19 protein-coding genes are annotated in these 25,839 nt (G+C 65.0%); 12 read left to right on the top strand and 7 right to left on the bottom strand.

Annotation, left to right across the window (positions count from 1 at the left end):
• Positions 1-51 precede the first annotated feature (51 nt).
• Positions 52-933, top strand: a complete 882-nt coding sequence (locus tag ACW4QM_RS07310) for a sensor histidine kinase (protein ID WP_455798333.1) — start codon at positions 52-54, stop codon at positions 931-933.
• A 124-nt stretch (positions 934-1,057) separates the two neighbouring features.
• Here the strand turns inward: ACW4QM_RS07310 and ACW4QM_RS07305 are convergent, their stop codons facing one another.
• The 3 genes from ACW4QM_RS07305 to ACW4QM_RS07295 all read right to left on the bottom strand — a co-directional run bounded on the left by ACW4QM_RS07305 (position 1,058) and on the right by ACW4QM_RS07295 (position 4,739).
• On the bottom strand, positions 1,058-1,582 hold the full coding sequence (locus ACW4QM_RS07305; RefSeq protein ID WP_022740922.1) for a hypothetical protein: 525 nt from the start codon (positions 1,580-1,582) through the stop codon (positions 1,058-1,060).
• A gap of 510 nt (positions 1,583-2,092) precedes the next feature.
• Positions 2,093-3,991, bottom strand: coding sequence for a response regulator transcription factor (locus tag ACW4QM_RS07300; RefSeq protein ID WP_455798332.1), 1,899 nt, complete (start codon positions 3,989-3,991; stop codon positions 2,093-2,095).
• A 232-nt stretch (positions 3,992-4,223) separates the two neighbouring features.
• Positions 4,224-4,739: a hypothetical protein gene (locus ACW4QM_RS07295; protein ID WP_114540356.1), complete on the bottom strand. Its 516-nt coding sequence runs from the start codon at positions 4,737-4,739 to the stop codon at positions 4,224-4,226.
• A gap of 331 nt (positions 4,740-5,070) precedes the next feature.
• Here ACW4QM_RS07295 and ACW4QM_RS07290 point away from each other — a divergent pair, with 331 nt between their 5' ends.
• Both ACW4QM_RS07290 and ACW4QM_RS07285 read left to right on the top strand, forming a co-directional pair.
• On the top strand, positions 5,071-5,907 hold the full coding sequence (locus tag ACW4QM_RS07290; protein WP_302683097.1) for a hypothetical protein: 837 nt from the start codon (positions 5,071-5,073) through the stop codon (positions 5,905-5,907).
• A 5-nt stretch (positions 5,908-5,912) separates the two neighbouring features.
• Complete coding sequence (locus tag ACW4QM_RS07285; RefSeq protein ID WP_302683098.1) at positions 5,913-6,620, top strand: TorD/DmsD family molecular chaperone; 708 nt, start codon at positions 5,913-5,915, stop codon at positions 6,618-6,620.
• A gap of 212 nt (positions 6,621-6,832) precedes the next feature.
• On the opposite strand, the gene ACW4QM_RS07280 is transcribed toward ACW4QM_RS07285, so the two are convergent.
• Together ACW4QM_RS07280 and ACW4QM_RS07275 are read right to left on the bottom strand one after the other, a co-directional pair.
• On the bottom strand, positions 6,833-8,785 hold the full coding sequence (locus tag ACW4QM_RS07280; RefSeq protein ID WP_302683099.1) for a UvrD-helicase domain-containing protein: 1,953 nt from the start codon (positions 8,783-8,785) through the stop codon (positions 6,833-6,835).
• Positions 8,786-8,794: 9 nt separating this feature from the next.
• Positions 8,795-9,748, bottom strand: a complete 954-nt coding sequence (locus ACW4QM_RS07275) for a hypothetical protein (protein WP_302233444.1) — start codon at positions 9,746-9,748, stop codon at positions 8,795-8,797.
• Between the two features lie 362 nt (positions 9,749-10,110).
• Here ACW4QM_RS07275 and ACW4QM_RS07270 point away from each other — a divergent pair, with 362 nt between their 5' ends.
• The 6 genes from ACW4QM_RS07270 to ACW4QM_RS07245 all read left to right on the top strand — a co-directional run bounded on the left by ACW4QM_RS07270 (position 10,111) and on the right by ACW4QM_RS07245 (position 18,588).
• The gene (locus tag ACW4QM_RS07270) at positions 10,111-13,755 is read left to right on the top strand and encodes a molybdopterin dinucleotide binding domain-containing protein (protein WP_455798331.1); all 3,645 of its coding nucleotides are present in this window, start codon (positions 10,111-10,113) and stop codon (positions 13,753-13,755) included.
• Between the two features lie 15 nt (positions 13,756-13,770).
• Positions 13,771-14,430 carry a 4Fe-4S dicluster domain-containing protein gene (locus ACW4QM_RS07265; protein WP_114549334.1) on the top strand — a complete coding sequence of 220 codons (660 nt, stop codon included), beginning with the start codon at positions 13,771-13,773 and terminating at the stop codon, positions 14,428-14,430.
• Positions 14,431-14,436: 6 nt separating this feature from the next.
• Positions 14,437-15,351 carry a dimethyl sulfoxide reductase anchor subunit family protein gene (locus ACW4QM_RS07260; protein WP_417175562.1) on the top strand — a complete coding sequence of 305 codons (915 nt, stop codon included), beginning with the start codon at positions 14,437-14,439 and terminating at the stop codon, positions 15,349-15,351.
• Between the two features lie 219 nt (positions 15,352-15,570).
• Positions 15,571-16,260 carry a 4Fe-4S dicluster domain-containing protein gene (locus ACW4QM_RS07255; protein ID WP_227069483.1) on the top strand — a complete coding sequence of 230 codons (690 nt, stop codon included), beginning with the start codon at positions 15,571-15,573 and terminating at the stop codon, positions 16,258-16,260.
• A 12-nt stretch (positions 16,261-16,272) separates the two neighbouring features.
• Positions 16,273-17,343 carry a 4Fe-4S binding protein gene (locus ACW4QM_RS07250; RefSeq protein ID WP_455798330.1) on the top strand — a complete coding sequence of 357 codons (1,071 nt, stop codon included), beginning with the start codon at positions 16,273-16,275 and terminating at the stop codon, positions 17,341-17,343.
• 45 nt (positions 17,344-17,388) lie between these two features.
• Positions 17,389-18,588, top strand: a complete 1,200-nt coding sequence (locus ACW4QM_RS07245; RefSeq protein WP_455798329.1) for a 4Fe-4S binding protein — start codon at positions 17,389-17,391, stop codon at positions 18,586-18,588.
• Positions 18,589-18,839: 251 nt separating this feature from the next.
• On the opposite strand, the gene ACW4QM_RS07240 is transcribed toward ACW4QM_RS07245, so the two are convergent.
• Positions 18,840-19,880, bottom strand: a complete 1,041-nt coding sequence (locus ACW4QM_RS07240; protein ID WP_455798328.1) for a sensor histidine kinase — start codon at positions 19,878-19,880, stop codon at positions 18,840-18,842.
• Positions 19,881-20,464: 584 nt separating this feature from the next.
• Positions 20,465-21,139 (bottom strand): response regulator transcription factor, encoded by a 675-nt coding sequence (locus tag ACW4QM_RS07235; protein ID WP_302222455.1) that lies wholly within the window; start codon positions 21,137-21,139, stop codon positions 20,465-20,467.
• A gap of 274 nt (positions 21,140-21,413) precedes the next feature.
• Here ACW4QM_RS07235 and ACW4QM_RS07230 point away from each other — a divergent pair, with 274 nt between their 5' ends.
• From ACW4QM_RS07230 to ACW4QM_RS07220, 3 genes are all read left to right on the top strand, one after another.
• A complete protein-coding gene (locus ACW4QM_RS07230; RefSeq protein WP_455798327.1) occupies positions 21,414-22,487 on the top strand; it encodes a VTC domain-containing protein in 1,074 nt (357 codons plus the stop codon).
• Positions 22,488-22,739: 252 nt separating this feature from the next.
• Positions 22,740-23,435, top strand: a complete 696-nt coding sequence (locus ACW4QM_RS07225; protein ID WP_302383987.1) for a DUF4956 domain-containing protein — start codon at positions 22,740-22,742, stop codon at positions 23,433-23,435.
• A 278-nt stretch (positions 23,436-23,713) separates the two neighbouring features.
• Positions 23,714-25,696 carry a carbohydrate-binding domain-containing protein gene (locus ACW4QM_RS07220; protein ID WP_455798326.1) on the top strand — a complete coding sequence of 661 codons (1,983 nt, stop codon included), beginning with the start codon at positions 23,714-23,716 and terminating at the stop codon, positions 25,694-25,696.
• Positions 25,697-25,839: the final 143 nt, after the last annotated feature.

The raw sequence follows: 25,839 nt of genomic DNA, 5'->3' as shown, positions 1-25,839 counted from the left end.
TAGAGCCATGCGACAGGTGCTCTGCAACAAACGAAACGAGAAAGGACAGTTGTGACGCTTGCCATTTGCTTCGGAGGCCTGGCGCTCTGCGGGTTCGCGATGGTGCTGCTGTACGGCCACGAGCTTCGTCGTATGGCCCGCTTTTTGCGAGCTCGCGACGGGCGTTCCAACAGCCGCCTGACCACCGAAATGCCCGGACCTGGTTTCGCCGATCTGGCCCGCGCGGTGAACGGCACGCTGGATGCCGCCGACCAACGCGAGCGCGAGCGCTCCGCCGAGCAGCGCCAGTTCCAGCGCGACCTGGCGAGCCTGTCCCACGACATTCGCACGCCGCTCATGGGTGCGAAGGGCTACGTCTCCCTAGCCGCCGAGGAGCCGGACGGCGCTCGTCGCGCCCATTACTTGCAGGCGGCCGAAGCGCGCCTGGCCGACATGGAAGGCCTGCTGGACGCGCTGTTCGCCTACGCCCGCGCCACCGATGCCGCGTCCGATCTGGATAGGCGCCCCCTTGTCGTTCTGCCCGTGCTCGCCGAAGTGCTCACCGGTCAGTTTCCCGCTTTCGAAGAGCGCGGCTGGGAGCCGGCGGTGGACTTCCCCGACGAATCCTTGATGGTTGAGGCCGACAGCGAGGCGCTGGCTCGCATGTTCGAGAACTTGGTGAGCAATGCCCTGCGCTATGGGACGTCCGCGCCGTCCATCGTTCAGCGGGGCCGCAGCTTGACCTTCTCCAACAAGGTGCCCGATCCGACGGCTATCGACGTCAATCGCCTCTTCGAGCGCTTCTACCGCGCTGATGCGGCCCGTGCCCACGGAGGGGCGGGGCTGGGTCTCGCTGTGGTGGCCAGCCTCGCCGCCGCTCAGAACATAGAGGTCGAGGCCTCTTTGGAAGGCGACGAGCTCTTCTTGACCCTCGTCTTTCCCGCCACCCCCTAAGAGGCGCAGTAGGAGAGAAGGGCACATCTGGATTCACAAGGGCCGCTATCTGCCGCAATGAAAGCGGGGCTGCAACCTCACGTGAGGTTGCAGCCCCGTGTCGTTCTGCCCGACCCTGCGTACGCTAGAGCGCGGCGATTTCGCGGTAGGCGTTCATGGCCGTCTTGCGGCTCATCTTCGACGTGTCTCCCTTGAGAAAGGCGTAGAAGTTGCCCTTGTTCAGGCGGGTGACGCGGCAGGCCTCGGCGCGGGTCATGTTCTTGTCGGCCAGAAGATCGCCGAAGGCGGTCGAGACGTACTTCAGGATTTTGCGGTCGACCTCGATGCGCGAGGAATCGGTGCGCCATTCGACGAGGATAGTTTTGAACGGGTCGCCGTCGGGCAACATGCCCAGGTACACCTCCAACGGACGCCCCGACGCATGCCAGTGTTCGACGAACTCGTCGAACATTTCGGCCGCTTTCGTGCCCTCCGCGCGCCGGAGCAGGTATTCCTCGCGTCCGTCGCAGATCGCAAGCAGAAGAAGCGGCGCGAATGCCTCGGGATGCGCATCCTCGGCGGCGGCGAAGAACTTCTTCGTGCTTGTAGTGTTTAAACCGGTCAAACCTTGGCAGCGTTTAAGTAGGAAATAGCGGAATGAACAGGCCATACTTCTCCTTTCTCTCTGAGAGCCGAAATTATTAATAGAATCAAATAATACTTTTCATGACCGAATTAATCAAGAAAAAGTTCGCGATCGCCACAAATGCCCCAAAATTCGTAGCCCGATCGGGGAAAATGTCAGAAACTCTGAAGAACTGCGGCAAAAAGCTAGGTCGGGCTGCGGATTCGAACGTGCGATCCGCAGCCCGAGGTGGATTTTTGGAACAGAACCCATAGCCAGGGAAAGGAAAATGTCAGGGAACTCAAAGGAGCGCGGCAAAATGTAGGGCCGGGCTACGGGTTGGGATGAAATCAGCTTCCCCTGTGCGGAATGAGCAGAAGCGAATGGCGATTCACTTCCGCTATGTTAAATTAGCAGAAGTGAATCTCGGTTCGCTTCCGCAATGGTTAAAGCAACAGAAGCGAAATCGTGAGCAAGGGGCATCGGCGTGAGTCCCTAGGAGATTCTGCGGCCGTTGCGGCAGGAGATGCGCGGCGGCCGCAGCTCCGCACGGGGTTACAGCTCCACTTCGTCGATGAGGTGGATGAGATCTTGCTGGCTGTGGATGTTCAGCTTGCGGTAGATGTGGCGGATGTGGGTCTTCGCCGTGCCTTCGGAGATGTAGAGCTGCTGCTGGATGTGGGAGGACTTGTAGCCGCGGGCCAGGTAGTACATGACCTCGCTTTCGCGGCGCGACAGCAAGTAGGTGTTGGCGACGATCTCGCAGCGCTGGCGGAAGCGGCCCCGGGCGGCGGGCGTGTCGTCGGCGGGCGCGGGGGCGACGGCCTCCTCGGCGAAGATGGAGCGCGAGAAGTCCATGGCCTGACGGGCGGGGGAGGGGGCAGTGGAGGCAGAGCTTGCGGTGCCGGAAGCGGCGCTTGCATCCGATGCATCGTCCTGCATGGCGTCCACGGCGGTCGGGCCTTCTGCGGCGGAAACGACAGAAGATGCGGAGGCGATCTGCCCCGATGCCGCGCCGGAGGTTTCGCCCAGCTCGGCAAGGGCGGCCACGACGGCCTGCTCCCAGTTCGCAGGGGCCTGGGTGCGCACGTCGGTCTGCTCGGGGGCAGAGGGGACCGCGCCTTCCCGGGCACGTTCCAACGCATCTGCTTTCCCCTCGTTCACCACGATGAGCGGGGCCCGCGAGGCGCTCTGTACGGCCACCTTCCTCGGTGTTACGGCCACGATGGAGGCCATCTCGTGCTCGTCGGGCAGAAGCGCGTAGGCGAGCATCGTGGCGACCAGCACGATGAGCACGGTGCCCATCTCCCCCAGACCCGTCGGCGCGCCGAGGGCGCCGGTGAACAGGGGGAGGGAGGATCCGCCGAGGGCCGCCAGCGCCATAACACCGCGGCCGAGGCCGAATACGAAGATGGGGGAGAGGCGGAAGCGCTGGGAGAGCTCCGAGAAGAAGATCCACATAAGCGCCTCGAAGGACATGTATCCGACAAGCACCACCGAGGTCCCCCAAAACGACGTGCCCCCGGTCGTGAAGGGGATGAAAATGGCCGTTACGGCGATGAACGGGATGAGCGGCCGGAAGAAGATATGCCAGCGCTCGTCGCCGCCGAGGGCGAGAAACGTCACCATAATGAGCACCGTGGCGACGCAGGCGGTGACGAACAGCAACGCCTGATCTTCGAAGGCGCTGCCGGGCAGGATGGTCTCAATGGAGTTTTGGCGCATGATGCCCAGGGCCACGCCGAGGAAGAACACCGGCAATCCGAAGCGCATCACGAAACGCGCGTGATTGATGGGCAGCGGCTGGAAAAAGAGCTGACGATTGTCGAAATCGAGGCTCACGTGGCGACGCAGCACAAGCAGGAGGGCGATTTCCGCAAAGGGGATGAGCGCGCTTGCCGCGCCGCCCCACGGGAAGGGGATCTGGTGCAGCACGAGGCCGTAGATGCCGAATCCGATGGCGATGGAGAGCGCTCCGTTAATGATGATGGAGGCTGAGTCGCGCCGCGAGAAGGCGATGCCCCAAGCAAGCAGCAAGATGGAAGAGCCCGTTCCCGTCAGGATGCCCGAAATGATTTGCAGCGTGCTGCCGTCGAAGGGCGATTCCGCGCCCGACCCGAGCAAGAGAAGCGTTCCCGTTGCGCCGAGTAGGGCGGCTGCAACGAGGGTGGGGGTAGCGTGCAGCGCTCGGATGAGCTTGGTGTCGAGGATGCTTGCGATAAGCAACAGCAGGCCGTAGATGAGGATCGAAACGAAATAGGCCAGGGACAGTTGATCGTTGAAGGGCCCGGCCTGGAGGCCTCCGGTTCCGAAAATGCCGCCTTTGTCGAACATGGAGCTGTAGATCCACGCTTGATGCAGGCCGTAGCCGAACGAAATGAGACTTAATTCGCCGAAGGATGCGCCTTCCTTGAAGTCGATTTTGATCGTAACGCGAGGAACCTGAAACCCCATAATCCCCCTCCTGTGCGCCCGGCCGTCTCACCAGGCAAGATGGTGCTTAATAGTTGAGTCAGGGGATTATAGATAGCGGATGATGCTTCGTCAACCCCGCCTTCCCAAGCCCCTTTCCCGTGGCCCGCGCTGCGTGCGAGTTCCGGCTCGTGCCTGCGACCTCGCGTGCGCGCCCTGCGCAGGATGCGCAGGGCCACCGCTGGTCGACGATGGCCCCGCGACGGTCGGCGACCTACTTGGTCACCGTGATCACCACGTTGTCGTAGCGATCGAGAACGGTCGAGCCATCGCCCTTCGCGGGGGCGGTGTAAGCCTCGCTCACGTTCTGGGACGTGGCGGCGTAGGCGCCTTCCGCGTCCTTGTAGGCCTGCACATCGCCGGTGGGGTACACGCTGATCTCAGCGTTGTAACTGTTGGCGGCGAGGTAGTCGGCCACCGACTGAACGTCATAGTTGTGAATGGCGTCCAGCCCGTTTTGGTTCTCGCTGGAGATGATGCCCTCGGTAAGGACGACATCGGCCGTGCTGCCCGCCGGAACGAACATCAGGTCGGAGTGCACGTCGCCTCCCACGGCGGTCTCGTCGACCACCATGAAGACCTCGTAGCTACCCAGACCGTCAGAGGAATCCGACACGCTGTCGTCGTGCACGTAGTAGAAGCCGTACGCCGGGACAGCGATCAGGGCTGCGCACAGGCAGGCCAGAACCGCGATGGCAAGAACCTTCTTGCCGAATGCTGCGTTGGTCATAAGTGCTCCCTCAATCGTGGTCGCCCCGCAGTTTCGCAACGCAGCCCCATTATGACGCGCGCCCGCGAAAGGTCAAGGGCAAAACCCCAGGTGCAGCGCATAATCATCCTCGCAGAAGGGCGAAATCATCATGAGAGGATGATGCCGCTTTTCGCAAAGATGGGCCTGGTCGTATGAGCTGGGTGCCGCGATGCTTCCTAGAATGTGGGACGAAGAGGATAGGAAGCGGCGTCTGCTATCGGATTGCCCGAGCGAACGAAGGGCGAAGAGAGCCTTCTGCGCATCGGGGATCGCGATGACGACCGCGCGCGAAACGAGAGAGGAAACCTGTATGGCCTATCAGCATCAGGGTTCTTGCGCGAGCGCCGGGGACACCCTCGAGCTGCTCGCCTTCGACGACGAGTTCGACCCCTTGGCGGTGGACGACTCGGAAATCGATCAGGAATGGATGGACGACGAGAACCCCTACGACACCATCGACTACCCCACTATGCGCAACATGCCCGAGACGGTGCACCACGATCCGGTGTACTCGCCGGCACGCCAAGGTAGTGCCACCGAGGCGCTTCAGGCGCTCATTGTCCGCAACCCCAACCGTCGGCCCGTGCTGCTGAACATCATCGGCCTGTGCGAGGGCGGCTGCGCCTCGAGCATCATTTCCGAGCGCGTGGATGAGTGGCAGCGCGACAACTGGTCGGTGTACGCGCCGATGACGCTGTGCCGCATGCTGGAACGCGCCGGGGCGCTCGTGTTGGAGATGCCCGAGGTGACCGACGAGCACGAGAGCGTCGAGGAAGGCGTGAGCTACCTGGAGATTCGCGAGACCGTGGATCCGGTGTGGCGCTCGACGCCCGAAGCCTTGGCCCTGCGCGAGGAATACCTCGCTGGCAAGAGCTTCCGCGCAGTCGTTCTGGGCTCCGACGAGGCGCGCTACGCCGAGGTGTACCGCGCGGTCATGGAGGCGCTCGCCGAGGCGCCCCGGAAGCTGGCCGACATCGAGAGCCTGACCGACACCATGGACATCACCAAGTCGCCGCGCCGCTTCGGCCAGCATTTCATCGACGTGCTGGAAACCTGCGATTGCGTCATCTGGGGCGATGGCGCCTGGAACTTGACCGATTTGGGGCGGGCCATGCTCGCCGAGCTTGCAGACGTTAAGGAGGCGTAAGAGCCATGGCCGTTATGGAAGAAGCCGTTGAGGAAGTTGCCGCTCCCGAGGAGGTGAATCTCGTCGAGCTGATGAATGCCCGCGCCCGATCCTACGGTATGCTGGCGCGCTTGTTCCGCGAAGAGGTGGATTTGCCGACCCTGCGCGAGCTGCAGCAGATGCGCTTCCCTCAGGCCACGGGCAACGCGGCTGCCGACGAGGGGTACCACCAGCTCTACGATTATCTGAAGCGTGCCTGGGACGACTCGGTGACCGAGCTCGCCATCGATTACGTGAGCACGTTCATCGGCCATGGCGTGAACGGGTACTCCGCCGCCTACCCCTACGAGTCGGTGTACACCTCCGAGCGGCGCCTGCTCATGCAGGAGGCCCGGGCCGAGGTGCTGGCCACCCTGCGCGAGAACGAGCTTATGCGCGGCTCCTGGAACGAGGCGGAGGACCACATTGCGCTGGAGCTGGAGTTCATGCAGCGTATGGCCCTGCGCGCCGCCGAGGCTTTGGACGATGCCGCCGAGGACGAGGCTGTCGCCTACCTGCGCACGTCCTACGATTTCCTTGAGAACCACCTGTTGAACTGGGTTCCCATGCTGGTCGCCGATATGCGCATGCATGCCCGCACCCTGTTCTACCAGGGCTTGGCCCAGCTGACGCTGGGCTCCCTCCAGGAAGACGAAGCCGTCCTGCGCGAGCTTCTGGACTCCGTGGAAGCTTAGCGGCTTTTGATGCCTCCGCTGCGACGAGGCGTCCCAACCCTACCAATCCCTTCCTTCTTTCCCCTCCTTTGTCGGCCCCGCCCCTCCTCGGCGGGGCCGACCCATTTTTGGGCGCGCGACCGCACAACGTGTGGGCTGATTTGCTTAAGAAACGAGCGCATAAGAAAAGCCCCAATCGGGGCTTTTCTTGCAGGAGGGCTTCGGGGGAAAGACTAGTCCATGCCCAAATCGGCGAGGAGGGCTTGGCCGCCGAGGGTGATGGGGGCGGCCGCGCCGGCCTCGGCTATGAAGCAGGTGGGGCGCAGGGTGGCGATACGCTCGCCGTCTTCCATGCGCACGCGGGCCACCTGCATCTTCGTGCGCTCGGCCAGCTCGAGGGGTGCTCGGCTGAACGTGGAGAACATCAGCGCGTCGGTGGCTTTGGCGACGCCGGCGGCAAACGTGCGGCGATCGGCCTCGCGCACGCGGTCGCGGTCGGCGTCGGTGGAGACCACCTCGAAGGCGTCGCGGGCGGGCATGAAGCCGTCCACGCAGCCAGTGACGTACAGGGCGCGGTAGCCGCAGCCACACAGCTGCTCGTAGGAGCTGACGCGCACGGCGCGGACGTTGGCCTCGTGGGTGGGGAAGAGCTGCGTCTCGCGGATCATGGCGTACAGGGTCGCGGCGTCCTCGTCGCCGGCCAGCGTCGCGGAAAGCGCTGCGAAGTCGCGCAGCTTGTCGGCGCCGAGGGCCGCCAGCAGGTTGCGCCCGCGGCGTCCCGCATGCGCGGCGATCATCGCGCGACCGGCCTCATAGCGCTCGGCCAGACGTTCGGCCCGGGGGAAGGGCTCCGCTTCGCCGGCGGTGCGGGCGGCCAAGGCCGCCTCCAGGGCGTCCAGAATGCCGGCATTGTGCTCGTCGCACCACTCCATCAGGAAGTGCCAGCCGTCGGAATAGGTGAGGTAGTTGCCGAAGCCCACCCACGCGCGCCAGGCGAACAGGTCGTCCGGGTCGGCCAGCAGGTTCAGCGATGTGTAGGCCACAAGTGCTCGGGCGCGGTTCGTGTCGCGCGGATCGCCGGCCAGGCGCTCGAAGCCCAGCGACGACACCGTAAAGCCGCGGCGGACGAGCATCTGCTCGAAGGCGTGCGCCCACTGCTTGTTGGGGGCGACGACGCAAATGCCGGATTGAGCCGCTTCAGGGTCGTCGGCATTCACGGCGAACAGGTAGCGCGTCAGCCCGTTGAATTCCTCGTCCGGCGTGTTCCACTTCACCGTGGCGATGTCGCGTATGGTTCCCTCGCGCTGGTCGGCCGCAAGCGCCTCCTCGTTGCCCGCGCGGACAACGGCATCGCAGAACGCGGTGACGTTGGGGTTGCCGAAGGCGGTGTCCAGCGTGAACACGGTCACGTTCCGGCGCAGGGTGTCGAAGGTGGCGAAACCCTCGGGGGCCGGGAAGCTCGTGGCAACGCGCACGGTCTCGTCCGGATTGCCGGCGACGATGAGCTGGTCGCGGGCGAGCAGGCACAGGCAGGTCTGCTGAGCTGCGGAAAGGTTCTGGAAGTCGTCGGCGAGCACGAGGGCAAACCACTGTCGCGCGCCAGCGCCCGCATCACTTTGCAGGTAGCGCCCGCAGAGGTAGGCCACCTCATCTTCCAGCATGGCGTTCGTGGCGCTAAGCAGGCGATGGGCCAAATCCAGCACGTCCTTCTCCTCGCCGACGGCCCAGTCCTCTTCGGGGGCAAGCGCGCACCATTGCTGCTTGATGTGGCCGAGCTCCGAGCGCAAGCGGCGGGCGGGCGTCCCCAGGGTTTTCATATCCTCCAGGAAGAAGTTGTACTCGAAGGGCGCGAGCACACGGGGAGTGCGGCCGGTGGCGGCGCGGGTCTCGGGCGCCTCCAGCACGGTGAGGCACACCTGCTGCGCACAGGCCACGGTGATGCGGCCGGCGATGTCTTCCACATCCTGCATCCCGGCGGCGGCCAGGGCGTCCACCAGGCGTCGACGCGCCACGCGGGCCGCCTCGGCCGTGGAGGTCTCGATGAGGATGTCCTCGGGGGCGCATCCGGCGGCCACGGCGGCAGCGGCCCGGCGCAGCAGCGCCTCGGTCTTGCCGGAGCGCGCGGGGCCGACGATTTTGGCCGTGCGGCCGTCGAAAGCGGCGATTTCAGCAATCCTGTCAGTCATCGGTGCCTCCTAATCAGCCAGCGTGCCGGTCGTGGCGTCGAAGTCCCGGGCGCTGCCGTCGGCATAGGTCACCGTCCACTGGTCGAAGGCGATGGCGAAGTCGGCGTCGGGCAGGGCGTACTTCTTCTGGATGTCCTCGCCCAGATGTGCCTCCTCGGCGATGCGCTCGGCCACGATTTCCTCGGCGGTCTTGTCAAGCTCGCCGCGCTCGATTTCTTCCAGGTCGTGGGCGATGCGGGCGCGCACGACGATATCGGCCGCCTCCTCGGCCTCAAGCGCCGCTTCGGCGGCCTCAGCTACCAGAGCGGGGGAGGCCATGAACGACTCCTCGGCGGCCCTCTCGGCAGCCTCGGCCTCGGCTGCGGCCGCCTCTTCGGCGGCGCGGGCCGCAGCGGCCTCGGCCTCTTTGCGGGCCTCAAGCGCTACCATACCGGCGGCGTGCTGCTTCTCGTAGGAGGCCGCGGAAGGCAGCGTCACGGCGACGACATCCTGGCCGAGGGCCCCTGCGTTCAGGGCCTCGCGCACGCGGCTCACCCACTTGCTCTCCTCGGGGTCGATGCCGCAGGTGGAATCCAGCCGCATGCGCACCACGAGGCGACCGCCCTGCAGCTCGATTTCCAGCCACGTGAACACAAGCTCGGGCTTGCTCTCCTCGCGCTGGCGGCGGTTGAAGATCTTCATCTGGTTGTCCACGGCATGCACCTGGTTCAGCAGCCAGTGCTCAATGTAGTCGTTCCACAGTGCGTCGGCGCCTTCCACGGAGGAATCCAGGTACTCGCGGGCTCCCACGCGCACGGTCATGCGGAGGGTGTTCACCGGCTCGCCGTCGGCCGCCGGGTGGGAGCGCACCACAGGCGTTCCCAGGTAAGAGTAGCAGCGGTCGATCTCCAAGCGCAGCTCATGATCGACGATCGACTCGTCCAAATCAAGCGTGAGGGCCATGGAAGGATGGGGCTTGCTCATCCGTCTCTCCTTTCTTTTTGGCAGGTTCCGCAAAAGATCCTTCAGCCGGCTTCGGCTCGTCTTGAATCTTGGGGAAACTGCCGCCTATCCTCTTCGCCATCCAGTATAGAGAGGCCTCGAACAGGTAAATCATCCCATCAAGATGAGCGCGCGGGATGATTGCCGCCCCCTAAATCGGCCTGCTCTTATGATTGCGCGGCCCGCGCGGCCCATACCATTTGCAACCGTTGGGCAACAAAACATCGGTGGCCGCTCGACAGCGGAGGCGACTCTTCACCCCTCCACTCGCGAAGGCCGCCGACGCCGCCGAGGGCCGCCGGTGTTTTGTTGGAAAGCATCGAACGAAAGAGAGAGGAGGACCCATGGCTAAACTTTCACTGACTCGTCGCAGCTTCCTGAAGGCGGCCGCCGTCACGGGCGCTGCGAGCACGCTGAGCTTCGCCGCGGCACCGTCTGCGGCTTTGGCCGAGGGCGTCGACGAATCAGCTGGTGAGGTCAAGCGCATCCGTTCCTGCTGCCGCGCGTGCGGCAAATGCGAATGCGGTGTGTGGGTCACCGTGCAGGACAACAAGGTCATCAAGGTAGAAGGTGACGAGTCCAACGCACACAGCCGTGGACACTGCTGCGCCAAGTCGCAGGCATCCATGCTGGCGCTGTACCACCCCGATCGTCTGCGCTACACCATGAAGCGCACCAACCCCAAGGGCGAGGACGATCCCGGCTGGGTGCGCGTGAACTTCGCCGAGGCCATGGACGAGATCGGCGCCAAGTACAACGAGCTCATCGACAAGTACGGCGGAAAGTCGATCTTCTCCATGGGCGGTACCTCGCGCGTGTGGGCGCAGCCGCCCTACGGCACCCTGAAGTCCGTCTTCGGGACCCACAACTTCCATTCCGCCTACGAGATCTGCAAGGGGCCGCGCCACTTCGGCGGCGTGCTCACCGACGAGAAGGGCTCGCCGTGGATGGAGGTGGAGCAGGGCCCCATCGTGTACGTGCAGTGGGGCACCGCGTCCGAGTATTCCAATTACGACTCCACCAACCGTACCGTCGTGGACTGCTCGCAGCGCGCCTACAAGCACATTCTCGTTGACCCGCGCATGAGCCCGCTTGGCAAGGAGGCAGACATCTGGCTGCCCATCCGCGTCGGCACCGACCTGGCCATGTCGCTCGGCTGGCTGAAGTGGATCGTCGACAACGACGCCTACGACAAGAACTTCGTGAAGCGCTGGTCCAACGGCCCGTTCCTCTACAACCCCGAGGCCGACGGCAAGACCTACAAGGGCTACTTTTTGGAGATGAACGGCGGCATCCACATGACGAGCCGTCTGCTCACCGAGGCCGATCTGGACCGCGAGTGGGTTTCCCAGTTCTGGGAGCCGGCGCCGGAGCAGTACTCCTATCGCCGCTTTATCTGCTGGGACGCCGCCAACGAGAAGCCGACCTACTGGGACGCCGAGGAATGCCAGTGGGAGGGCGAGAAGCACAAGATCCCCACGACCGGCACCTGGATCGAGCACCCCTACAAGCCGATCATCGCCGACGCCTGGCTGCCCGATCCCTCCAAGTTCGCCGATCCGGCCGATCCGGCCTACGACGCCTACTGGACGGGCGAGGGCAACGAGAAGGGCGCCAAGAGCAACCCGAAGGGCCTGCCGAAGGATCCGGAGCTGTGGCCCGACGGTGTGCAGGTCAAGCTCAAGAGCGGCAAGATGATCGAGGCCAAGTCGGTCTGGCAGGAGTGGGAGCACAACCTGGAGGAGTACACGCTCGAGCGCGTCTCCGAGATCACCGAGGTTCCCGCCGACAAGATCGAAGAGGCCGTGCGCACCTACACCACGCGCCTGAACCCGCTTCACGGCAACGGCGGCATCCACTACCAGCTGGCCCCCGACCAGACGGGACATGCCGTGCAGAACACCCGCGCCCTGCAGCTCATCGCCTGCCTCACCGGCAACTCCGACGAGCCGGCCGGCAACCGCGGCTCTTCCAAGGCCCAGGTGGACGGCTGCTGCGGCCGCGCCAACATGATGGTCACCGATCACGACCCGGTCGACTGGGGCATCCGCGAGGGCATCGGCACCATGGAGCTCGGCAACACGCCGCGCGACCTTTCCGTGGAAGACCAGATTCCGCTCATCCAGAACTTCGTGAAGTACCTGCAGGACGAGAACTCCCCGCTCATGGAGCGCTACGGCAACCATATCCCCACCGATGAGGAAGCTCGCATCATCGCCATGCGCAAGGGCGGCGACTACAAGGGATCGCGTTCCTTCCCGGGCCTGAAGACCCCGTTCGAGAACAACGCCGACCAGATTTCCGCCGAGCGCTTCCCGCTTCTGCGCTTCTGGAACTCCTGGACCGACGCCTCCTCCATCTGGGACGCCATCCGCGAGATCGATTCCCCCTACAAGCTCTACGGCGGCATCTGCATGTCCGGCGACTTCATGAACCAGTCGAATTTGCTGGAGGCGTGGGACGCGCTGACGCAGCTCGACTTCTGGGTCGACATCAACCTGTGGTCGTGCCCGAACAACGGCACCGCCGACTACGTCTTCCCCTGCACCCACTGGCTGGAGACCAACACCGGCCGCGTGTCCCAGGGCGCCGGCGGCATCTTCGGCGCGGGCCAGCGCTGCGTCGAGCCCATTGGAGACGTGGTCTTCGACCCGACCTTCGTCGTGTGCCTGCACAAGTCCATGGGCGTGCCATTCAACGACCGCGACCCCGAATACGACGAGTGGCTGAACCTCGACTACCATGACTTCATCCAGGCCGGCGGCTCGGTGGGCTACGAGGAGCAGGAGTACCGCGTGCTGAAGGACGCCACCGACTGGTGGAAGACCGAGGAGTACCCCGACGGCCCCGACTTCCCGCAGTACGCCGCGAAGTTCCAGGAAGAGGGCTGGTTCGACTGCCGCAAGTGGCATCCCGAGCGCTGGGGCACCTACCGCCGCTGGGAGATGGGCTACCGTCGCCAGCAGGCCGGCTACAACCTGTACGCCGCCGTGGACGAGAAGTGCGCCTTCGGCACCCCCACCGGCAAGGTGGAGATCTGGTCGACCATCTGCGAGTCCTACATCGGCGACACGGTGAGCGAGTCCTACGTGCTGGAGACCCCGGGCACCGCGGCCAAGGTGGGGGAGAAGACCCCGTACTTCGCGAACGTGTGCTCGCCGGATCGCGACGCCTATGCCGGCGACATCCCGGACATCGACAAGTTCCCACACTGGTTCGAACCGAAGAACTCGCGGGTGCAGGCGCCCGAGTGGTACGACGCCAACCTGGTGGACGGCGCGTCCTACAACAGCGACAACTACCTGAACAAGCCCTACCACGGCATCGCCGGCGTGGGCACGGGCCAGGCGACCGACAACGGCACCACCGACAACCTCGAGGCCTACAAGCAGGCCGTGAAGGAGAACCCGGAGGCCACCTTCATCTGCACCTCCGGCGCCCGCCAGCCCGTCTACTTCCACTCCGAGCACCGTCAGCTGCCCTGGTGCCGCGAGCTGTGGCCGTCCCCGCGCTTCGAGATGAACCCGAACGACGCGGCGCGCCTCGGCATCGAGCAGGGCGACTGGATATGGGTGCGCACCCCGTGGGGTGCCATCCGCGAGGTGGCCGATCTGTACTACGGCATCAAGGAAGGCACCACCAACGCCAACCACGCCTGGTGGTATCCGGAGATGGACCACGCCGCCCACGGCTTCGAGCTCGTCGGCATCAACTGCACCATGGACAAGTACGCCCAGTGCTGGATCTGCGGTGCCTCCCAGCTGCGCGGCAACCCGATGGTCGTCTACAAGGCCACCGAGGAGAACTCGCCGTTCGGCAACCCCGTGCCGTGCGACCCGTGGGGCAACGAGGCGATCACCAACGCCAACGACCCGCGTCTGAAGGAATGGCTGGCCAACGACCCGCGTCTGGACGACTCCAAGGTGGAGCTCACCTACGCGAGCGCCGATGCGAAGGGCCTGCAGGCGATCAGCCTCATCAAGGAATAGGAAGGAGGAAACACGATGTCCAACTACGCAATCATCACGGATCTCAACCGTTGCACGGGCTGCCTCGCCTGCACCGTGGCCTGCAAGGCCATCAACGGCGTGGACGTGGGCAACTTCTGGATCAAGACCCTGCGCGTCGGCCCGCATCCCATCGAGGGCGGTTCCGGCACCTTCCCGGACGTGGAGATGTACTTCCTCCCCGTTCAGTGCCAGCACTGCGAGAACCCCGAGTGCGTGAAGGTGTGCCCGACCGAGGCGTCTCATGTCGCCGAGGACGGCACCATCCAGATCGACAAGGACAAGTGCATCGGCTGCCAGTTCTGCGCCATGGCCTGCCCCTACGGCGTGCGCTACCTGAACCAGACCGAGCGCGTCGTCGAGAAGTGCACCTTGTGCGAGCAGCGCACGAGCCAGGGCGAGCTGCCCCAGTGCGTGGCCCAGTGCGGCGCCCGCGCCCGCTTCTTCGGCGACCTCGATCAGGGCGTCGAGAACTTCGAGGCCCCGGCGCACCCGGACACCCCCGGCTGCCAGTACGACGACATGACGAAGACCCGCGTCAAGCTCAAGGACTACGTGGAAGCCTTTACCGAGAACGACATTCATCACCTCACCAACAAGGGCAACAACCCCAAGCTCATGTACTTGTTGCGCGAGGGCCGGAAGTGGAGGGAGTAACAACCCATGGAAATTCAGTGGCCCCTTATTCTCTTCACCTTCTTTAATTGCCTGGCCGGCGGCATCTTCTTGATGCAGGGTATTCTCACGCTCGCCGGCAAGGGCAAGGCTATGCAGCTCGCGTCCTGTGTGAGTGCCATCGTGGCCCTCGCCATCGGCGGCCTGTCGGTATTCTTCCACCTGCAGCACCCGCTGCGCATGCTGAACGGCTTCGGGCACATCACCTCGGGCATCACCATCGAGCTCATCTTCGTGATCGTGTTCGCCATCGCCGTGGTGCTGTACTTCCTCATGATGCGCCGCTCCGAGGAGGGCGTGGCCCCCAAGTGGTGCGCCATCCTGGCCATCGTCGTGTCCCTGGCGCTGCCCTTCGCGACGGGCGACTCCTATCTGATGAGTGCCATTCCCGTGTGGGACACCATGCTGCTGCCTCTGTACTACGTGGTGGCCACGGTGATGCTCGGCGGCCTGGCTGCCATGATCATCGCTGGCGCCACGAAAGCTGAGGACGCCGTGAAGCTGTCCGCCACCGTGGCCTTCATCGGAGCCGTGGTGTGCGCCATCGTGAGCGTCATCTACGCGGTCGCTATCTCCGGCATGGGCGCGAACTATACCGAGATGGAGTACTACTTCGATCCGACGCTGCCCGATGTGGCCATGCGCCAGTCCGAGCAGATCACCGGTGCCATTCTGGCCGGCGAGCATGCCGTGGCCTTCTGGCTGGGCAACGTCGTCATCGGTTGCGCGGTGCCGGCGGTGCTTGCGGCTCTCGTGATGGTGGGCAAGATCCCCGCCGAGAAGGCTCTGGCCGTGGCCGTGATCGCCCTGGTGTGCGCCGTGATCGGCACCATCGTGTGGCGCGTGCTGCTCTACGAAGTGGCCGTGAACGCCCTCATCCAGTTCCAGTGGGCGCTTCAGTAAGAGGTTGAACGTGAGAAGGGCCATCTCTGGTCGGTTGGCCCTTCTCTGAAGACGAGTGTTGGACAGGGCGGCTTGATGTAACGGCTTAAGCCCCGCAGGCGACGCAAGTAAACCGCCCTGCCTGTTTCGAAATGGCTTGCAAATAACGATTTTGCGGTTGGAGAACGCGGCAACCGTTATTTGGAAGCCATTTAAGCAAAGAGTGAAGAGGAGACTGCTATGGCTCAAGAGGAAAAGAAGGACGAAGCCGAAGTCAAGCGTGCGCCGCGTGGCGGCATCACGCGGCGCGGGCTGTTCATCGGCGTGGGATCGACGGCGGCGCTGCTAGGTCTGGGCGCTTTGCGCTACGCGGGCCACAACCCGCTGAACCGACCGCCGGGAGGCACCGACGAGGCCCATCTGGTAAGCGGCTGCATCCGCTGCGAGCGCTGCTACGAGGCGTGCCCCCGTGAGGCCATCGTGCCGGCGAAAATCGAGGACGGGCTGCTGGGCATGCGCAGCCCCATGCTCGACTTCAACACGGGAAACTACTGCGATTTCTGCTACGAGGAGAACGGCGGCAACCCCTTGTGCGCGGCCGTGTGCCCCACGGCGGCCCTGGAGCTGCCCGCCAGCTACACGGTGGGCAACCCGGAGACCGGCGAGACGGGCGACATCATCATCGGCACGGCGGAGATCGATCCGCGCACGTGCTTGGCCTATCGCATGACCGGCTGCCGCGATTGCTACGACGCCTGCAACTACAGCGCCATCGAGCTTAAGGACGAGGGCGGCGCGAACCCCATTCCCTACGTCGTGGAAGACAAGTGCAACGGCTGCGGCGCCTGCCAGGCCGCCTGCCTGTCGCTGTCGTCCGGTTCCATCAAGTCCACCGAGCGCGCCATCGTCGTGCGCCCTATTGAAGCCTAAAGGGGGTAAGTTATGGCTCAGAAGAAGGAAACTACGGAAGCGTCCGTTTCATCTCAGGCTGCGGGCGTGAAGGGGAAGGGCTCTGCGAACGCGCTGGCCGCGAAGCTGAAGACGCGTCGGCTGCGCACGGCTGTGGGAGCCGTGGTGTTCGTCGGCATGGCCGCCGGGCTTGTCGCCGGCGTGAGCATGGGCACGATGTCCGGCTTCGGTTGGGACACGTTCTCGATGCTGTGCCCCTTGGGCGCGCTGGGCACCATGATCGCCACGAAGACTATGATTCCCCGCGCGGTGGTGTCGCTCGTGCTTATCGCCGCCCTCGTGCTCGTGTTCGGTCGCGCGTTCTGCTCGTGGCTGTGCCCGACCATGCTCATCGATCGCATCCGCGACTTCTTCCGCTCGCCCAAGAAACGCCGCGAGTTGACGGAGAAGAAGAACTCCGAGATCAAGGCCATCTCGCAGCAGGAGCTGACGAGTTTGAAAGCTGCGAAGGACGGCCACGCCTGCGGCGCCTGCGGTAAGTGCCAGCCGGTTCATCACGGCAAGGTGGACTCGCGCCACGCAGTGCTCGGCGGCGCGCTGCTTTCCACGGCCGTGTTCGGGTTCCCGGTGTTCTGCCTCGTGTGTCCGGTGGGCCTCACGTTTGCCACGGTGCTCGTCATCTGGCGCGCCTTCGCCCACGGCGACGCGACCATCGGGCTCATCCTCATTCCGGCCATGCTCGTCATCGAGCTGGTGGTGCTGCGCAAGTGGTGCTCGAATTTCTGCCCGCTCTCGGCGCTCATGAACCTAGTCGGGCGCTTCTCGCGCACGTTCGTGCCTACCATTAATGATGAGAAGTGCCTGGAGACGGCCCGTGCCACCTCCTGCAGCAAGTGCGCCGAGGTGTGCGACGCCGACATCAACATCCGTCATCCGGAATTCGGTCTGCGCGCCATGGCCGACTGCACGCGCTGCCGCAACTGCGTGGACGTGTGTCCTACGAAGGCCATCACGATGCCGGTGTTTGTCGGCAAGAAGGCGGGCAAGACGGTCGTGGAAATTCCCGATCCGGTCATGGACGACTTGGAACCAAAGTTGGACTAGCGACTCGTTGGGGGGCGGCCCGACCGTCTTGGAAGAGGAGTGATAATGGTTGAGACGATTGATGCGGGGGCCCATCGCTATGTGGGGGCCGCGTTTACGGTCGTGGACAGCGGGGCCATTCGGGTGCATCGGGAGCGGTGCGCGAAGGTGCGCAACCGCAATGTGGACTGCCTGAAGTGCGCGGCGGCGTGCACTTCAGGGTGCATTTCTTTGGATGATGGCGAGTTGGTGATCGATGCCTCGAAATGCGTCGGCTGCGGCACCTGCGCCACGGTGTGCCCCACGTGCACTTTGGAATCTTTGAATCCGTCGGACGCCGAGTTGAAGGTCGCCTGCCTGCGCGCCGCGCGCGGTGACGAGGTGGTCATTGTCTGCAGCCAGATGGAGGCGGCCTTGGGCGATTTGCTGGTGCCTGGTGTTGCGGCGTCCGTGATTTGCGCAGGGCGCGTAGATGAGTCGCTTCTGGCGGGGCTCGCCGCCGAGGGCGTGGGCTGTGTGACGGTGCTCTGCGGCGACTGCGAGCGTTGCGCCCAGCGCCACGGTCGCGACACGGCGGAGCTCGTGGCCGAAACGGCGCGTCAGGTGCTCGGCGCTTGGGGCAACGAGCTGGAAATCGTCGTGACCGACGTGCCTCCGGTGGGCGTTCTTGCTGATGGCGTCGATACCGGAGCCGTCGAAGCTGCCCGCGACGCCCACTTTGCCCAAGAGCCGGCTTGTCCGCCTGTTCGCGAAGCTGAAGAATTTCTCACCGGTTCATCTGTAGAGGCGGATGCCCTGCGCCGTCCCGCCCATTCCCTCCATGTCATGAAGGACGGCACGCTGCCGCACTTTATTCCCGATCGGCGCGAGCGATTGCTGGACGCATTGGCGCAGCTAGGGGAGCCTGCGAGCGGCAAGCTGGAGACCCGCCTGTGGGGTGCGGTGGTCATCGACGGCACGAAGTGCGTTTCTTGCCGCATGTGCGCGACATTCTGCCCTACCGGCGCCATCGCGAAGTTCGACGACGCCGACGGCACCCTAGGCGTTGCCCACACCCCGGGCGACTGCGTGAAGTGCGGCAGCTGTGGGGACGTGTGCCCGGCCGGCGCCATCACGCTGCTCGATGCCGTGCCTGTAAGCTGGCTCACCGACGGCAGCCGCCACCGTTACGTCATGACGCCGCGCCCCGTGAGCCTTACCGACAACCCACACCAGATCCTCGACACCTTCCGCCTCGACTTCAACGGAGACATCTTCGAACGGTAGGGGAGCCGCACCGATCGCCGGGGCCCTCCGCGCAGGGAGTCGGCGAGCCGTTAGCGAGCCGTCCTTCCACGGCGTCTCGCCGAAGCCCGCACGGCGGCGACGGGATCGTCGTGCGGCGAACTTCAGACTTCTCCGCAAAGCAGGAGAGGTCGCATCTCCCGACTGCCCCGGCATCCGCCCCGGCAGCCACGCGACCTCGATCTGCCCCAGCCCCCCGGCGCCCCTATCCTCTTCACGGCGCCGGGGGCGTTTTATACCAAGGGCAAGCGCAGAGTGAAGGTGGTGCCTTCTTGTGCGGTGCTGGTGACGGCGATGGCGCCCTTGTGGGCTTGGGCGATGTCGCGGGCGATGGCCAGCCCCAGCCCGTAGCCGCCGGCGCCGTCGTTTTCGCTGTCGACGGCGTTGTGGGTGCGGGCTTTGTCGGCGCGATAGAAGCGGTCGAACAGGTGGGGCAGGTCGGCCGCATCGATGGGCTCGCCGCTGTTGCGCACGGAAAGGACGGCATCTCCCGTCGCAGCCCGCAGCGTCACGGCCACGGTGCCCCCGGGGTCGGTGTACTTGCAGGCGTTGTCCAAAAGCACGGCCACGGCCCGTTGGAGGCGCGCGGCGTTGCCCCGTACGGCAATGCCCGGCGCGACCGTGCATTGCCAGGTAAGATCCCGTTCGAAGGCCACGGCCTCGAAGGTGAGGGCCTCGCCCTCCACAAGGCGGCTGAGGTCGACGACGGCCGCGGGGCCTTCCGAGGTTTGGGCGCCTTGCGGGGTCGGTCGGGCCAGATCGAGCATATCGGTCACGAGGCTCTGCATGCGCTCCGCCTCCATCTGGGTGCTCTCAATCCACTGGCGCTGGCTGGCGATGGTGTCACTGCCGCGCTGCCGCAGGATGGCGTTGTTGGCGAGGATGACCGTGAGCGGGGTCTTCAGTTCGTGGGACGCGTCGGCTGTGAACTGCTGCTGCTGGGCCCAGGCCTGCTGAACCGGGCGCAGCGCCCAGCGGGAGAAGACGAGATTCAAAAGGAACAGCAGCCCCAGCGCCCCTAGGCCCACGGCGGTGAGCACGAGGGCCAGCGAGCGCCAGCCGTCGGCGGCGCTTCCGTCGGCGAAGGCCACCATGAGGTCGGGGCCTGCCTCATGCTTGGCGAAGTACAGTCCGACGTCGGGCAGATACCCCCAGGGCGCTTCAGCGCTGACGACTTCAGGAATGGCGTGCACGAGCAGCGCCTCGGGCACGGTGGCTCCCGAGCGGTCGGTCAGTTGCATGACCGTGCGGTCGGCAATGTAGTAGACCGCCACGGGCAGCGAGGCCTCCTCGGCGGTGCCGGGGCCTCCGATGCGGGGCGGCGCGAAATCGGGATCGCTGGTGCCGGCGCCGATATCCTGGGTGGGAGCGGGGGCCGAGCCGTCCTCTGTGGGTGCTTCCGCGCCTTCAACGCTTTTGCCCGGGTTTGCGTTGCCGCTCGTGGTGCCTTCCGCGTCGTTGTCCGCGTCGGTGCCACCGGCCGCCTCGTTTCCAGCGCGATTGTCGTCATCGTCCGCGCCATCGGCGCCTGCGGCGTTCTCGCCGTCTTCCCGGGGGCCTCGCCCCGATGGAAAGGCTCGGCGTCGGGGATGAGCTGCGGTTCGTGCAGGGAGCGGCTCGTGGCGGCCATGAGCCGGTTGCGCACGTCGTCGATGTCGGCGCGGTAGTCGGCGTAGCAGATAGTGGCGAACGAGGCGGCCAGCACGAGGGCGGCCAGCGTCATGTTCAGGGCTATGAACTTCGTTCTCAGCTGGCGCAGCATGGGGGCGGCTTCGTCGGCTGCGCGCTTCGGAGTCCTGACGCCCTTCGGGTTCAGCCAGGAGGCGAGGCGCGGTTTCGGAGGGAGGCCCATGGGCGCTTAGCCCTCCTCGGCGAGCCGGTAGCCCACCGAGCGGATAGTCTCGATCTTCGCCTTCGACCCCACGTGGGCCATCTTCTTCCGCAGAAACGAGATGTATGCCTCTACGTTGTTGTCGCTGGCGCTGGATGAGGGCCCCCAGGCGCGGCTGATAAGCTGTTCTTTCGAAAGCACTGCTCCCGGCGAGCCGAGCAGGATGCGGGCGATGGCGAACTCCTTCTGCGACAGGCGGATGGATTCGTCGCCGCAGGTGAGATCCATGGATTCAAGATTCAGCGTGAGATCGCCCACGGTGAGCGTCTCGAAGACGACATCGCCCTGGCGCCGCGTGAGGGCGCGCAAGTGGGCCAGCAGCTCGGCGGGGGAGAAGGGCTTGGTCATGTAGTCGTCGGCGCCGGAGTCGTAGCCGCAGATTTTGTCGCTTATGGCATCGCGGGCGGTGAGCAGCAGAATGGGCGTGCCCACATGCGCTCGGCGCAGGCGCTGGGCCACGGTGAAGCCGTCGGCCTTCGGTAGCATGACGTCCAGGATGATGACGTCGTAGGTGCCGGTCTCGCCGTAGCGCACGCCGGCCTCCCCGTCGTGCACGACGTCGGTAGTATAGCCGTTGTCCTCAAGGATGCGGGCCAGCGCCTCGGCGAGGCGAGCGTCGTCTTCCACGACCAGAACGTGCATGGTGATCCTTTCCGTAAGGGGCTGCCGCCGAGAACCGTCGCGCGCCGACATCTCGGGCCTCGTTGCGGTATTTCGCGGTGCGCGCCGGGACCGTTGCGGCCCCATGGAGCGCCCAGGTTCATTGTAACGGCCCAGCTGAAGGCAACCTGAAAGGAATTGGCTGCTTCAGGCGGTTTTCAGGAAGTCCCCTTATTGTTGGGGCCGGCTCGCGAGGGATCCAGGTTTCGCGGACCGGCGAGAATCAGGATCCGCGGCCAGCGAGGAAGGAGTATCCGTGACCGCCTACAACAGCGTGTTCAAGCGCGTGGAGAAGAAATACCGCATCGATGTGGCCGAGCGTGCGGCTGTGGAAGCGGCGGCGGAGCGCCTCATGGCTGTTGATGATTACGGTCGCACCCGCATCACAAGTTTGTATCTGGACACGCCCGAGCGCGCCATGATCGCCCGTTCGGTGGAAAAGCCGCTCTATAAGGAGAAGCTGCGTCTGCGCGCCTACGGGGATGCGGCTGGGGTGGCCCTCATGGGAGCTTTCGGTGCCGGGCCGATTGTGCGTGAGCCAGGCGGCCTGCCGCTTTCCGATGGGGAAGTGGAAACGCGGGTGGCTGCGGGGCTACGAGTGGCGAGGACGGCCGCAGGGCTGCAAGTGGCGCCTGCTGCCGCCGGGCTGCAGACGATGGGCGATGCTGATGGGGATGCCGTGGGAAGTGTCGAGGCGTGCAGGCCGTGCGCTGGAGAGGCGCTTCGGGGCAACGGTTTGTCAGCGGGCTTCCCTGTGTTTTTTGGCATCGAGAAGAAGTTCAAGGGCATCGTGTACAAGCGGCGGCTCGCCCTGACGCTGCCGGCGGCGCTGGCCTTCGTGAGCGGCTTGCCCTACGAGCAGGCCTGTGCCCGTTGGCCGCTGCCGGATGCGGGGCTTGCGGCCGTGGCGCTCGCGCCGGCCACGCGCCAGATCGCCCGCGAGCTAGAGGCGGCCATGAACCGTTGGCTGCCCCTGGCGCCCTCCATGGGCATCGCCTGCGATCGTGTGGCCTGGGCCTATCGGCCCGAGGTACGCGAGGCGCGTGGGTGCGATGAGCTGTTCGACGCCGATCTGCGCATCACCTTCGACGACTGCTTGGCGTATTTCGACTGTCATCGCTTCCGTTCGCCATGGCGGCCCATCATCGAGTCGAGCGAGTCCGTCATGGAGATAAAGAGCGCCGTGCCCTACCCGCCGTGGCTGGTGGACGTGCTGTCGGCCGAGCGGATCTACCCGGCTTCATTTACCAAGTATGGCAACGCTTATCAGATGGCAACGGCTGTGCCGCGCGCTCGAAATCATCGAAGGGCTATGCGTGGTGGTGCGTGAACCGTTCGGGAAATGCGAGTCCTGGAAATAGGCGAAAAAACGGAGTTGTTAGACATGGGCTAAGCTTCAAGGTCCTTCAACGGAGGAAAAGTGATTCGATCTGAGGCGAAAAACCCACTCGCAGACCCTCTTTTCGGCGAAGCTCAGAACAAAGAAGTCTAACAAGTCGGAATTCCTGCCCAAAACGAGGGAGCGCATTGTCTGGAAGGTTGCTCGCAAGAGTAGGCAGAGAATGAACAAGAAAGGAAACTCATGCTTGAATCAACGTTCTCGTCAGTGTTCGGAACAGCGGAATCGCTGGTAGGGGCCGTCTCGGCGGCGGACTTCTTGCTCTGCTGCGTGTTCTCGGTGGTGCTGGGCGCGGTCTGCGCCGGTGTGTACATGTTCCGGCACAGCTACTCGAAGAACTTCGTGGTGACGCTGGCGCTCTTGCCGCTCATCGTGCAGATGGTCATCACGCTGGTGAATGGGAATTTGGGAGCGGGCATCGCGGTCATGGGCGTGTTCAACCTTGTGCGGTTCCGCTCGATTCCCGGCTCGGCGAAAGATATCGGCAGCGTGTTTCTGGCCATGGCCATCGGCTTGGCCACGGGCATGGGTTTTCTGGGGCTTGCCGTCGTGTTCACCGTGGTGGTGGCTGTGGTGAACCTGCTGTTCGTGCTGACGCCCTTCGGCCGCCCGCGCGAGCCGGGCAAGACGCTGCGCATCACCATTCCCGAAGACTTGGAATATGACGGCGTGTTCGACGCGGTGCTCGGGCGTTATGCGGCCGAGTCGGAGCTGGTGGAGGTGACGACTACCAACATGGGCAGCCTCTTCCAGCTGACCTACCAGCTCCGCCTGCGCGAGCGGGGGCTTGAGAAAGCGATGATCGATGAGCTGCGGTGTCTGAACGGGAATCTGAAGATATCTCTGGGGATGACGCCGCAGGGGCGCGAGACGCTTTAGGTCCTCGGGGCACTCCGCGGGGTGCTTTCCGGCATCGGTGCTCGCCGCCCGCTGATCGCTTTATCCCGCTGCGAACGCGGCAAAAGAAATAGCGGAAGGAACGCACATGAGTCGGTACCATCCCAGCATCGCTGCTGCTGACGTGGAAGCTATTTCTTAACGGCCGCGTTCTTCGCGGGGCGATCAGAGGTCGGCGAGCACCGATGCTGGAAAGCACCTAGGGAGATAGACCCAATAGCAGCGCAAGATCATAAGGACGAACGATCAAAGGGAGAAACATGTTGAAGTTGAAGACGAACGAGATAATGGGCGCTTGCGTGGCGCGACGACGGGCTTGGGGTCGCGGGGCCTTGGCCGTGGCGTTGGCGGGATCGCTGGCGCTGGCGGGGTGCACCGGGGGCACCTTCGAAGAGGCCGCCGAAGGTGCCGGCGAGAAGACCGAGCAGGGACAGAGTGGCCAGGCCCAGGGCGACAACGGCGCCACGGGTGCGACCGATGCGGTGGACTGGGCGTCGCTCATCGACATCCCCGGTATGGATTTCGCGTACTCCGACCGCGACCGGGACGCCTCCTACGATGAGGCCGCGGCAACGAAGATTGCGCTGACGGGCCAGGGCGCGACGGTGTCCGGCGAAGGGGCTGCGGTGGAAGGCTCCACGGTGATTATTACCGCGGCGGGCACCTACGTGGTGAGCGGCGAGTTGACGGCCGGGTCGCTCACGGTGAACGCGGGCGATGCGGACAAGGTGCAGATCGTGCTTAGCGGCGCCTCCATTCGCAACGAGGCGGGACCGGCGCTGAACATCCAGCAGGCCGACAAGGTGTTCGTGACCTTGGCCGCAGGTTCGCAGAACACGTTGGCCGACGGTGCAAGCTACACGTTGGCGGAAGGGGAGGACGAGCCCAACGCCGCGCTGTATTCCAAGGCTGACCTGACCATCAATGGCACGGGCGCGCTGACCGTCGAGGGCAACTACCGCCACGGCGTGAACTCCAAGGACGATCTGGTTGTCACCGGCGGCACGCTTACCGTGACCGCCAAGGAGGACGGGCTGCGCGGGAAGGACTGCGTGAAAGTGGCCGACGGCTCCTTCGCCATCACGGCTGGAGGCGACGGCGTGAAGTCGAACAACGACGAGGATCCGACGCGCGGTTTTGTGTCCATCGACGGAGGCACGTTCGCCGTGGAGGCGGGCGACGAGGGCTTCCAGGCGGCCACGTACCTGCGCCTGGCCGGCGGCGATGCGCAGATCAAGGCGGCCGATCACGCCCTGCGCTCCGATGTGGAGGCGGCCATGAGCGGCGGCACCTACGTCGTGGAGGCCGGCGGCAAGGGCATGAATCCCGAGACGAAGTTCACCATGGATGGCGGCACGTTCACGGTGGCGGGCTGCGAAGAGGGCATCGAGGCCCAGGAAGTGATCGTCAACGACGGCGAGCTGAACATCACTGCGTCCGATGACGGCATCAATGCCGCGGTGGCCGAGCGTTCCGACGAGACCGCCGAGGCGGCTGTGGCGACCAATGCGAGCGAGGATTGCCTCATCCAGATCAACGGCGGCATGGTAACCGTCGACGCCGGCGGCGACGGGCTCGACTCCAACGGGTACGTGGAAGTGAACGGCGGCGTGGTTCTTGCGAGTGGCTCGGCCGGCGGCGGCGATAGCGCGCTCGACTACGAGTACGGCGCCAAGATCACGGGCGGCGCGGTGATTCTCGCCGGCGCAACTGGCATGGCCGAGACCTTCACCGAGGGCACTCAGCCCTTCGCGATGGTGGCGGCCGAGGGGGCCGCGGGTACGAATCTGGCCGTGACCGACGAGGCGGGCACCGTGCTCGTCAGCTATACCGTGCCCAAGGCCTTCCAGTGTGCCGTCGTGTCCGCTCCCGGCCTGACCGAGGGTGCAACGGGCAAAGTGATCGTCGGGGGTACGGTGACGGGCGCCGATAGCGCTGGCTATGCCACTGGCGCTGCGGTCGAGGGTGGCACGACGGTGGACTTCACCGCCTCCACCACGCCGAGCAACGAGGTGGGCCGCATGGGTGGCGGCGACGGCGGTCGTCGCGGTGGCGGTCCGCGCGGAGGCGGCGCGCGTGACGCCCAGGGCAATGCGACCGAAGGCGAGGGCGCCACGGCTGGCGAGCAGAACGGCACCGCCCCGCAGCAAGGGCAGAATACCGGCGCCGACCAGCAGGGTACGAGCGGCCAGGGGCAGCAGAGCGCCTCGGCGCAGACCCCGCAGCCCGAGGTGGTCGCCTAGCGCCAGTGTCGGCGCTCCTTTTTTTCGCGCGAATTGGCTTGGTTGGGGGTGCGGACAGTTACTTGGACAGCGGCCTACGCCGCCAGCCCCAACCGCCTCCTGCGGTTGTCTATCGTATCGTAGACGGTCCTGCCGCCCTCCCG

Source organism: Adlercreutzia sp. CNCM I-6207, from assembly GCF_977072305.1.
The sequence above is the reverse complement of the archived record's forward strand: the minus strand, read 5'-3'. Positions and strand labels throughout refer to the sequence as shown.

Coding starts and splice junctions, on each gene's coding strand:
- ACW4QM_RS07280 (WP_302683099.1), bottom strand. CDS start 8,785: ATGACTGACAGGATTGCTGAAATCGCCGCTTTCGACGGCCGCACGGCC.
- ACW4QM_RS07235 (WP_302222455.1), bottom strand. CDS start 21,139: ATGCACGTTCTGGTCGTGGAAGACGACGCTCGCCTCGCCGAGGCGCTG.
- ACW4QM_RS07220 (WP_455798326.1), top strand. CDS start 23,714: ATGTTGAAGTTGAAGACGAACGAGATAATGGGCGCTTGCGTGGCGCGA.
- ACW4QM_RS07225 (WP_302383987.1), top strand. CDS start 22,740: ATGCTTGAATCAACGTTCTCGTCAGTGTTCGGAACAGCGGAATCGCTG.
- ACW4QM_RS07260 (WP_417175562.1), top strand. CDS start 14,437: ATGGAAATTCAGTGGCCCCTTATTCTCTTCACCTTCTTTAATTGCCTG.
- ACW4QM_RS07295 (WP_114540356.1), bottom strand. CDS start 4,739: ATGACCAACGCAGCATTCGGCAAGAAGGTTCTTGCCATCGCGGTTCTG.
- ACW4QM_RS07305 (WP_022740922.1), bottom strand. CDS start 1,582: ATGGCCTGTTCATTCCGCTATTTCCTACTTAAACGCTGCCAAGGTTTG.
- ACW4QM_RS07270 (WP_455798331.1), top strand. CDS start 10,111: ATGGCTAAACTTTCACTGACTCGTCGCAGCTTCCTGAAGGCGGCCGCC.
- ACW4QM_RS07255 (WP_227069483.1), top strand. CDS start 15,571: ATGGCTCAAGAGGAAAAGAAGGACGAAGCCGAAGTCAAGCGTGCGCCG.
- ACW4QM_RS07245 (WP_455798329.1), top strand. CDS start 17,389: ATGGTTGAGACGATTGATGCGGGGGCCCATCGCTATGTGGGGGCCGCG.
- ACW4QM_RS07265 (WP_114549334.1), top strand. CDS start 13,771: ATGTCCAACTACGCAATCATCACGGATCTCAACCGTTGCACGGGCTGC.
- ACW4QM_RS07250 (WP_455798330.1), top strand. CDS start 16,273: ATGGCTCAGAAGAAGGAAACTACGGAAGCGTCCGTTTCATCTCAGGCT.
- ACW4QM_RS07285 (WP_302683098.1), top strand. CDS start 5,913: ATGGCCGTTATGGAAGAAGCCGTTGAGGAAGTTGCCGCTCCCGAGGAG.
- ACW4QM_RS07300 (WP_455798332.1), bottom strand. CDS start 3,991: ATGGGGTTTCAGGTTCCTCGCGTTACGATCAAAATCGACTTCAAGGAA.
- ACW4QM_RS07275 (WP_302233444.1), bottom strand. CDS start 9,748: ATGAGCAAGCCCCATCCTTCCATGGCCCTCACGCTTGATTTGGACGAG.
- ACW4QM_RS07290 (WP_302683097.1), top strand. CDS start 5,071: ATGGCCTATCAGCATCAGGGTTCTTGCGCGAGCGCCGGGGACACCCTC.